3 protein-coding genes and 1 pseudogene are annotated in these 11,053 nt (G+C 70.2%); 1 reads left to right on the top strand and 3 read right to left on the bottom strand.

Going from position 1 to position 11,053, the window contains the following annotated elements; genetic code table 11:
• Both ACK5M9_RS02960 and ACK5M9_RS02955 read right to left on the bottom strand, forming a co-directional pair.
• A partial coding sequence (locus ACK5M9_RS02960; protein ID WP_416891705.1) for an SDR family NAD(P)-dependent oxidoreductase occupies nt 1-7,208 on the bottom strand: 7,208 nt, incomplete at its 3' end.
• A 237-nt stretch (nt 7,209-7,445) separates the two neighbouring features.
• Complete coding sequence (locus ACK5M9_RS02955; RefSeq protein ID WP_416891704.1) at nt 7,446-7,796, bottom strand: hypothetical protein; 351 nt, start codon at nt 7,794-7,796, stop codon at nt 7,446-7,448.
• A gap of 191 nt (nt 7,797-7,987) precedes the next feature.
• Here ACK5M9_RS02955 and ACK5M9_RS02950 point away from each other — a divergent pair, with 191 nt between their 5' ends.
• The gene (locus ACK5M9_RS02950; protein WP_416891703.1) at nt 7,988-8,323 is read left to right on the top strand and encodes an RNA polymerase-binding protein RbpA; all 336 of its coding nucleotides are present in this window, start codon (nt 7,988-7,990) and stop codon (nt 8,321-8,323) included.
• 148 nt (nt 8,324-8,471) lie between these two features.
• Here the strand turns inward: ACK5M9_RS02950 and lnt are convergent.
• Nucleotides 8,472-10,930, bottom strand: a pseudogene (gene lnt, locus ACK5M9_RS02945) (apolipoprotein N-acyltransferase).
• Between the last annotated feature and the right edge of the window lie 123 nt (nt 10,931-11,053).

Below are 11,053 nucleotides of genomic sequence, written 5' to 3'. Positions count from 1 at the left end.
GCCTGCGCCTCGATCGGATCCCCCAGCGTCGTCCCCGTACCGTGGCCCTCCACCACATCCACATCGGCCGCCGACAACCCCGCATTGGCCAACGCCGCCCGCACCACCCGCTGCTGCGAGGGACCATTGGGTGCGGTCAACCCATTGGACGCACCATCCTGATTCACCGCCGAACCCCGCACCACCGCCAACACCGGATGCCCCAACCGCCGAGCATCCGAAAGCCGTTCGACGACAAGCATTCCGCCGCCTTCGGAGAATCCGGTGCCGTCGGCCGCCCCGGCGAATGCCTTGCACCGGCCGTCTGGCGACAGTCCGCGCATCCGGCTGAACTCGACGAAGATGTCGGGGGTCGCGTTGACGGTGACACCGCCGGCCAGGGCCAGGTCACACTCCCCCGATCGCAGCGACTGCACCGCCATGTGCAATGCCACCAACGACGACGAGCACGCCGTATCCACCGACACCGCCGGCCCCTCCAGGCCCAGTGCGTAGGCCACCCGCCCGGAGGCGACGCTGCACGACTGCCCGGTCAGCCGGAATCCCTCGACGGCGTCGCCACCGGAGAACCCGTAGCCCTGCGTCATCACACCGGCGAATACGCCGGTCGGGCTGCCGCGCAGCCCACCGGGCTCGATTCCCGCGCGCTCCAACGCCTCCCAGGAGAGTTCGAGGAACATGCGCTGTTGCGGATCCATCGCCACCGCCTCAGTGGGCGTGATCCCGAAGAACGCCGGATCGAAGTCGGCGACGCCGTCCACGAAGCCGCCGGTGCGGGTGTAGCAGGTGCCGATCACGTCCGGGTCGCGGTTGTACAACCCGGCCAGGTCCCAGCCTCGGTCGCCGGGGAAGCCCGAGAGCACGTCGCGGCCCCGAATCAGCATGTCCCACAGGTCTTCCGGAGAGTCCACCGCGCCGGGATATCGGCAGGACATGCCGATGATCGCGATCTGGTCGTCACCGGTGACGCGCACCGCCGGGGCCTGCCCGATCTCCGTCGGCACTCCGGCGAGCTCGGTTCGCATGTAGGAGGCCAGGCCGGCCGGCGTCGGATAGTCGAAGATGAGGGTGGGCGACAGCGACAGCCCGGTGGCAGCCTTGAGCCGGTTGCGCATTTCGACTGCGGTCAGCGAGTCGAATCCCAACTCCTGGAACGCTTTGTCGGCATCGATGGACTCCGGCGCCACATTGCCCAGCACGGTTGCGATGTGCGTGCGCACCAGATCCACCAGGATGGCCTGCTGCTCGGCCTCGGGCAGGCCGTGCAACCGGTGCGCCAGCGCCGACTTCGATTTGGCGGCAGCCAGCGATTCGTCCACCTGACGGCGGATGGGCGCGTTGACCAGATCTCGGAACATCGGGGGCGCCGATGCGACGTGTGCCCGCAACGCGGCCAGGTCGATGCGGGCCGGCGCCAGGAACGGTTCGTCGACGATCATCGCGGTGTCGAACAGCTCCAGCGCCTCCTGCGAGGACAACGCCACGACGCCTTCGCGGCCGAGTCGCGCCCGGTCGGCGGCGTCCAGACCGCCGGTCATGGCGCTGGCCTGATCCCACAGGCCCCAGCCCAGGGACATCCCCGGCAGGCCGTGGGCCCTGCGGTGCGCGGCCAGCGCGTCCAGGAAGCAGTTGGCCGCCGAATAGTTCGCCTGACCGGCCGAGCCCACCAGGCCGGCCATCGACGAGAACATCACGAATGCGCGGATATCCAGGTCGCGGGTCAGCTCGTGCAGATTCCAGGCCGCATCGGCCTTGGCGCGCAGCACCGTGTCCACCCGCTCGGGTGTCAGGGTCGTCGCCACGGCGTCGTCGAGGACGCCGGCTGCGTGAATCACCGCCGACAGCGGCCGCTGCACCCCGATGTCGGCGATCACCTTGGCCAGTGCCGGCCGGTCGGCGGCGTCGCACGCCGCCACCCGAACCTGCGCGCCGATGCTTTCCAGTTCGGCCACCAACTCCGCGGCACCCGGTGCCGCCGGCCCGCGCCGACTCACCAGCACCAGATGCTGCCCCCCGTGCCGGGTGACGACGTGCCGTGCCAGCGCCGAGCCCGCCATGCCGGTGCCGCCGGTGATCAGCACGGTGCCCTGCGCCCAGACGTCCGGCAGCGTCATGACGACCTTGCCGATATGGCGGGCCTGGCTGAGGTACCGCAGCGCCGCCGGGGCGCGACGGACATCGAATGCCGTCACCGGCAGCGGACGCAGAATCCCGGCATCGAAGAGCTCGGCGAGATCCTGCATGTACCGGTGCATGCGGGGGCGCCCGGGTTCGAAGAGGTCGAAGGCGCGGTAGCGCACCCCCGGATATTGCTGCGCGATCGCCCCGGGGTCACGGATATCGGTCTTGCCCATCTCCAGGAAGATCCCGCCCCGGGCGACCAATCGCAGTGAGGCATCGACGAATTCACCGGCCAGCGAGTCCAGTACCACGTCCATCCCGACGCCGCCGGTACCGGCCCGGAACTTGTCTTCGAACTCGCAGGTGCGCGAGTCGGCGATGTGGTCGTCGTCGAAGCCCATCGCCCGCAGCGTGTCCCACTTGCCCTTGCTCGCCGTCGCGAACACCTCCAGGCCCAGATGCCGGGCAAGCTGGGTTGCCGCCATGCCGACACCGCCCGCGGCGGCGTGGATCAGCACCCGCTGGCTGGGCCTGACCTCCGCCAGGTCGACGAAGGCGAACCATGCGGTGGTGAAAACCGCTGAGATTCCCGCTGCTTCGGTGTAGGTCCAGTCCGATGGCTTGGGCTGCAATAGCCGCACGTCACCGGGAACCAGGGTGCCGCTGGTGTCCGGGAAGAACCCGTAGACCGAGTCTCCGGTGGCGAATTCGGTGACGCCGGGCCCGGTTTCGACGACCACACCCGCGCCTTCGCCGCCGAGCAGGGCTTCGTGGGTGAACATGCCGAGGGTGAGCATGACGTCGCGGAAGTTCGCCGCGATGGCCCGCAGGGCGACCCGCACCTGGCCGGGTTGCAGGGGTGCCTCCGCGTTGGGGATCGGCTCCAGCCGTAGGTTTTCAAACGTGCCGGCGCTGCTCAGACCCAGCCGCCACGGCCCGGTCTCCGGCGGCTCCAGGATGCCGTCGACCGCACGGCTGCCCCGCACCCGCGGCGTATAGGCCTGCTCGCGGCGCAGCACCACCTGCGGCTCACCGACCCCCAGCGCGGCGGTGATCATCGAATCATCCAGGGGCGCATCGGAATCCACCAGCACAAACCGGCCGGGATTCTCTGTCTGCGTCGAGCGAACCAGTCCCCAGACCGCCGCGCCGGCCAGGTCGCCGACGTCTTCGCCGGGCAGGGCGACCGCGCCGCGGGTCACCACCAGCAGCACACCCGAGTCGTGTTCGGTCAAAAAGGACTGCACGGCGGCCAGCACCCCGTGGGTGCGCGCATAACTCGCCGTCAGTGGATCCTCTTCGGTGGCAATCGATTCGAACACATGGTAGGGCGGCTGCGGCTCGGCCGTGCCGGGCGCCGTACCCGACGACCGACCGGATGCCGCCGGCGACCACACCAATTCGAACAGCCGGTCCGGCGAGGAGCCGGCGATCGCGGCTCGCAGCCGCGGTTCGCTGACCGGGCGGGCCGTCATCGCGGCGACGGACAGTACCGGCAGCCCGAGGCCGTCGGCGAGTTCGATCGAGACCGCGTGAGCGCCCGCGGCGGCGTCGGATCCCGATCGCCCGGCGGGCCCCGACGGTGCGATCCGCGCCCGGACCGCCGATGCGCCTGCCGCATGCAGCGACACTCCCTGCCAGGAGAACGGCAGGGCGAGGTCGCCGCCCGGGACGGCCAGCACCGGCGCATGCAACGCCGCGTCCAGCAGAGCGGGATGGACCCCGAAACCGGCCGTACCGCCGGCCGCCTCCGGCAGGGTGACCTCGGCGAAAAGTTCGGCTCCGCGCGACCACAACGCGGTCAGCCCGCGGAACGCCGGACCGTATCCATACCCCTGCGCCGCCAGCCGTTCGTAACCGCCCGCCAAGTCGATCGCGACCGCGCCGGCCGGCGGCCATTGGGAAAGGTCGGCGGCGGGTTCTACGGGAGGTGCGGCACCAGCCGCGCTCAACGTCCCTTCGGCGTGGCATACCCACGCGCCGTCGACGTCTGCGTGGGAGTAGACCGAGACGCTGCGACGTCCGCTGTCATCGGCTGCCGCACCCACAACGACCTGCACGGCAACCGAATTGCCGTCCGGTATCACCAGCGGGGACCGCAGCGTGAGTTCGTCGACCACCGAGGCTCCCACTTCGTCGCCGGCCCGGATCGCCAGTTCCACGAATCCGGTGCCGGGGAAGACGACCATCCCCGACACCGCGTGGTCGGACAGCCAGCCCTGCGCACCGGGCGACAACCGACCGGTCAGCACCACCCCGCCGGAGGCGGGCATCTCCACCACCGCGCGCAGCAGCGGGTGCTCCCCGGCGGCCAGGCCCAGACCGGCGGCATCGGCGGCCATCGCCTCGCTCGACAGCCAGAACCGGCGCCGGTCGAAGGCGTAGGTCGGAAGTTCCACATGGCCGGCCCCGTCGATCAGGCCGCGCCAATCCACCGCCACACCGGCGACGAACGCGGCGGCCGCCGCGGACACGAACCTGCGCAGTCCGCCGTCGTCGCGGCCCAATGTGGGCACCACGATCGGTTCGGGTTCACCGGTGACGCAGTCGGCGGCGGTGCCTTCGATGCCGGCGATCAGCGCCGGATGCGGACTGGACTCGATGAACACCCGGTAGCCGTGCTCGCACGCGGCGCGCACCGCCTGGCCGAGCAGCACGGTCTGGCGGATATTGCGGTACCAGTAGTCGGCATCTAAACCGGCTGTGTCCAAGCGACTTCCGGTGACCGTCGAGAAGAACGCAACCCGCGAGGAATGTGGCTCGATACCTGCCAGCGCCGCCGCCAGGTCGGTGCGGATCGCTTCGACCGCGGCCGAATGCGATGCATAGTCGACGTCGATCCGGCGCACCCGCAGCTCGCGGTCGCCGCACAGGGTGACGAGCTCGTCGAGTGCGGGGCCGTCGCCGCAGACCACCACCGCCGACGGGCCGTTGACGGCCGCGATATCGAGCCGGCCGTCGAAGGGCGCCAGCAACTCCCGCGCCCTGGCGACACCGCACGCGATCGAGGCCATGCCGCCGGGGCCGGACAGGCGGGTCAGCAGCTTGCTGCGCAGCGTGACTACCTGGGCGGCATCCCGCAGTGACAGCGCACCGGCGACGTACGCCGCGGCGATCTCGCCCTGGGAATGTCCGATGACCGCATCGGGGCGCACCCCGGCGGATTTCCACAGTTGCGCCAGCGACACCATCACCGCGAACAGCGCCGGCTGCACCACATCGACACGGTCGAGCCCGGGCGCTCCCGGTGTGCCCCGCAGCACGTCGATCAGTGACCAGTCGACGAACTCGGCGAACACCTCGGCGCACGCCTCGATGTGCTGCGCGAAAACCGGTGCGGTGTCCAGCAATTCGACGGCCATCCCGGACCACTGCGAGCCCTGGCCGGGGAATACGAAGACGGTCTTGCCGGCCGGCTGTGCGACACCGCTGATGACCGTGGACATTCCGTCGCCCGAGGCCAGTTCCGCCAGCCCCGCCAGCAACTCCTCGCGCCCGCCGCCGACCACCACGGCCCGATGCTCGAACACCGACCGGCCCGCCAACGACCACCCCACGTCACCGCAGTCCAGTTCACCGCGAGCACCGACGAACTCCGCCAACCGCGCCGCCTGCGCCCGCAACGCCGGCGCCGACTTCGCCGAGACCACCCACGGCAGCACCGGGCGCTGCGGGATCGCCCCGGTATCCGCCGCGCGCGCCGGCGCCGGCGGCACCGACTCGACGATCACATGCGCATTGGTGCCGCTGATCCCGAACGACGACACCCCCGCACGCCGCACCCGATCCCCCGCCGGCCACGGCTGCGCCCGGGTCAACAACGACACCGCCCCCGCCGACCAATCCACATGCGGACTCGGGGAATCGACATGCAATGTCGCCGGCAACATCTCGTGGCGCATCGCCTGCACCATCTTGATCACACCCGCCACCCCGGCCGCCGCCTGCGTATGCCCCATATTCGACTTGATCGACCCCAACCACAACGGCGCCCCATCCGCACCCCGGGACTGCCCATAGGTCGCCAGCAACGCCTGCGCCTCGATCGGATCCCCCAGCGTCGTCCCCGTACCGTGGCCCTCCACCACATCCACATCGGCCGCCGACAACCCCGCATTGGCCAACGCCGCCCGCACCACCCGCTGCTGCGAGGGACCATTGGGTGCGGTCAACCCATTGGACGCACCATCCTGATTCACCGCCGAACCCCGCACCACCGCCAACACCGGATGCCCCAACCGCCGAGCATCCGACAACCGCTCCACCACCAGCACGGCGCCGCCCTCGGACCAGCCCACACCGTCGGCCGCCCCGGCGTACGCCTTGGACCGGCCGTCGGGAGCCAGGCCCCGGTGCCGGCTGAACTCGACGAACACCGTGGGGGTGGCGTTGACGGTCGCACCGCCGGCCAGGGCCAGGTCGCACTCCCCCGATCGCAGCGACTGCACCGCCATGTGCATTGCCACCAACGACGACGAGCACGCCGTATCCACCGACACCGCCGGCCCCTCCAGGCCCAGTGCGTAGGCCACCCGCCCGGAGGCGACGCTCGACGTCATACCTGTGAGACGGTAGCCCTCGATCTCCTCGGCAAACATTCCGTAGCCTTGCGCGATGATTCCGGCAAATACGCCGGTGGCGCTCCCCCGAAGGCCGCCCGGGTCGATGCCGGCACGTTCCAGGGCCTCCCACGACAGTTCGAGCAGCATGCGATGCTGGGGATCCATCGCCACCGCCTCGCTGGGCGCAATCCCGAAGAACGCCGGATCGAAGTCGGCGACACCGTCCACGAAACCACCGGTGTTGGCGTAGGTCTTGTGTCGTGCGTCGGGGTCGGGGTCGAAGAGTGCGGCCGTATCCCACCCGCGGTCGGTGGGGAACTGCGAAATCACATCGCGCTCGTCGGCAACCATCTGCCACAGGCCCTCGGGCGAGTCGACCCCGCCCGGGAAGCGGCAGGACATGCCGACGATCGCGATCGGTTCGGTGGACCGCTCCAGCAGCGCGCGATTGGTCCGCTTCAGGCGCTCCACCTGGACCAGCGCTTTGCGCAGCGCCTCCGTCGCATGCTGGAGTTGATCAACCACTACCGGACCCCTCGCTGATTCGGTCGTCTCAGACCCGTCGAGTACGGCTCGCGCCGAGTCGTCGAAGGTGCCGCACCAGCCCGACTCCGGTTTTCCGACCGGTTTTGCGACCGGCTGGGTACAGCACACCGACCCAAGAATGTCGCTGGTGAGTATCGCCAACTCTGGCGGGATTTCAAAACGTCCGGCATTCCCGGATACTCGCACTCCCTCGCACGTCCGGCGGGAGGGGCCTGTTCAGGCCCCCACCCGACGCCATCCGTCGGCGGCTCTGGCCGCCCGGAGCAGGTCGTCGCACAGGTCCCGCAACTCCGCGGTTCCCGAACCTTCGTCGAGCGCGGTGACCACGTCCTCGGCCGCGCAGCGCACCTGGAATACCCGGTCGGAGAGATCGGCCGCATCATCGGCCGTCAGCACCACGGCGTCGGCGGGGACCGAGCCCGACCGGCCCCGGGTGATCATGGCCCGCTGCTCGTAGGCCCGCTGCCGACACGACTGCCGGCAGTACTGACGGCGGCGGCCCAACCCGGCTTCGGCAACGTCGCGTCCGCACCAGCGGCAGGGCTGTGGTCGATGGTGACGGCTCACGCCTGCCGACTTTAGTCCGGCCTGCCGGCCAATCCCGGTATCATTGGTGGTCGCGTCGCGATTTTCGCGGCGGGCAGCCGGAACCACACAGGCGATCGCATCGTTGGTTTGGTCGAGGGTTGCCTGGTCAAGACGGAATTTCACCACGGGAGCGCCAGCAGCTCACCGGACCCGTAAGGAGCGCACCGCCAATGGCTGATCGTGTTCTGCGAGGTAGTCGCCTCGGAGCCGTGAGCTATGAGACAGACCGCAACCATGACCTCGCCCCGCGGCAGATCGCGAAGTACCGCACCGACAACGGCGAGGAGTTCGAGGTGCCCTTCGCCGACGACGCGGAGATCCCAGCCAACTGGATGTGCCGCAACGGCATGGAAGGGACCCTGATCGAGGGCGACGTGCCCGAGCCCAAGAAGGTCAAGCCGCCGCGCACCCACTGGGACATGCTGCTGGAGCGGCGTTCGGTCGAAGAACTCGAAGAGCTGCTCAAGGAGCGCCTCGACCTCATCCGGTCGCGGCGTCGCGGCTGATCGGCTCGGGCCGGGCCGCGCTCGGGGCCACCGGGCCACGGGGCATGGGGCCGTCAGCCGCGGGGCATGGGCCCGTCAGCCGCGGGGCACGGGCCCGTCAGCCGCGGGGCATGGGGCCACCGGGGCTGGGCCACGGGCCACGGGCACCTCAGCCGCGGGTGCGAGCACGCGCGGCGCGTCGCTCCCGGCGGCCCCGCACACCCCACCGGGTCACCTTGACCAGCGCCTCCTGGATGTTGGACCCGCTCATCTTCGACACTCCAATCTCCCGCTCGGTGAACGTGATCGGCACCTCCGTCACCGCGAAGCCGGCGTTGACGCTGCGCCAGGTCATCTCGATCTGGAAGCAGTAGCCCTTGGAGTCCACGGTGCCCAGGTCGATCCGCTCCAGCAGTTCGCGGCGGTAGGCGCGGTAACCGGCGGTGATGTCGTGTACACCGATGCCCAGGGCCAGCCGGGAATAGGTGTTGGCGGTCTTGGACAGCGCCAGGCGCCGCCACGGCCAGTTGCGCACGGTGCCGCCGGGCACGTACCGCGAGCCGATGGCCAGATCGGCGCCGTCGTCGACGGCGTCCAGCAGCCGGTGGAGCTGTTCGGGGGCGTGGCTGCCGTCGGCGTCCATCTCGACCAGGACCGAGTACCCACGGTCCAGGCCCCAGGCGAAGCCTTCCAGGTAGGCCGCGCCGAGGCCGTTCTTGGCGGTCCGGTGCAGCACGTGGGTGCCCGCGGGGTCGGCGGCAGACAACTCGTCGGCGAGCTGCCCGGTGCCCTCGGGGCTGCTGTCGTCGACCACCAGGATGTGGACGCCCGGGCAGGCCGCCTTGACGCGCCGGTGAATCAGCGGCAGGTTCTCGCGCTCGTCGTAGGTGGGGATGATCACCAGCACGCTCTGACTCCGGCGTTCGCCCGGTGCCCCGGCCGCCGATTGGTCAGTGGTCACTGCAACTCCTTTCCGTCGAGCGTGAAACTACCGTCACCCTCGACGCCGAGCGTGTCTGCATGGTCACCCTCGGCGGGAGTGAGGGCGGCATTGTGCCGTATCGCGGCGAGGATGACCGCGCCCGCCGCGCCCACCAGAACCCACTGCACGACCGGGGCCCACCGGGTCGCCGGAGTCAGCGCCGTCTTGAGGCGCACCGAGGTGTCCAGATAGTCCGGGACGAAGAAGTCCGTGCGCGTCAACTCGCCGCCGTCCGGAGCGATTACCGCGCTGATGCCGGTGGTGCCGGCCACCAGGACGTAGCGATCGTGCTCCACGGCCCGGATCTTGGCGAACGCCAGCTGCTGCTCGCTCATCGTCTGGTCGAACGTGGCGTTGTTGGTGGGCACCGCGAGCAGCTGCGCCCCGTTGAGCACGGAGTTGCGCGGCGCACGGTCGAACACGACCTCCCAGCATGTCGCCACCCCCAGGGGCACTCCTGCGATATCCACGACGCCGGTGCCCGGTACCGGCACGAAGTGGCCGGCGCGGTCCGCATACCCGGACAGACGCCCGAACAGCCACCGCATGGGCAGGTATTCGCCGAACGGCTGCACGATCGCCTTGTCGTGCCTGGCGGCCGGCCCGGTGCCCGGGTTCCACACGATCATCGTGTTGGTGTACCGCGGGTGCTCACGGGTCCAGCCGGGCGCGTCCTGGACGGTTCCGACGAGGATCGGGACGCCCATCGCGTCCACCGCGCTGGAAATTCCCTTCCGGGCGTCGACGTTCATCATCGGGTCGATATCCGAGGAGTTCTCCGGCCAGACCACGAACCGGGGTTTCGGGACGACGCCGGCCCGCACGTCCCCGGCCAGCCGCAGTGTCTGGGAGACGTGGTTGTCCAGCACCTGGCGGCGCTGCGCGTTGAAGGACAGGCCCAGCCGGGGCACGTTGCCCTGCACCACCGCGACGGTGATCGCGGGTTCGTTGCCCGCACCGGCCCCCGCGTGCCGCACCGGGGGCCAGGCCAGGGCGGCGGTCAACAGCACCAGGCAGATCATCGCGCCCGGCAGCACAACAGCCGGCGGCCCGGCCGCCGAAACCCTGCGGGACCATCCCGCGATCTCCAGGCCGATGGCCGTCAGACTGCTGCCCAACAACACGACCGACACCGAAAGCAACGCCGTCCCGCCGAGCCGGACCAGCGGCAGCAACGGCCCCTCGGCCTGGCTGAACGCTGCCGAACCCCAGGGGAACCCGTCGAACGGAAAAATCGACTTGAGCCATTCCTGGGCGACCCACAACACCGCGAACCAGACCGGCCAGCCCGGCAGCCGACGCACCAGCACCGCGAACAGACCGAAGACCGCCGGAAAACACGCTGATGTCACTGCCAGCAGCAGCCACGGCCCGGGCCCGACCAGGGCGCCGATCCACGGCAGCAACGGCAGGTAGAACGCCAGCCCGAAGACGAGCCCGTAGCCCAATCCGCCCGCCGGGGTTGTCGCCGGGCGGGTCAGCACCCATGTCAACAGGGCGATGGCGACGACGGCGGCCCACCACCTGTTCGCCGGTGGGAAACTGCCGTACATCAGTGCCCCGGCGGCCGCCGCGACCGCCAGTCGCAACAGCCGCGGCGAGAGGATTCCCCACAGCGCCCGGGCCCGCGCACCGACTCCGGTCAACCCGCGGCTGGCGGCCCGGCCGAGCCGCGCACCGGAAGCCGGGCCCTCCGGGGATGCGCCTGGCAAACTGTCGGAGAACTCTGCTGGCAAATCGGTGGAGATTTGCCGAGAGTCAGGTTCCAG

Origin of the sequence: Mycobacterium sp. (assembly GCF_047975165.1) — a bacterium.
GTDB lineage: Bacteria > Actinomycetota > Actinomycetes > Mycobacteriales > Mycobacteriaceae > Mycobacterium.
Note: the sequence above shows the minus strand (reverse complement) of the source record. Positions and strands in the feature narration are given on the sequence as shown.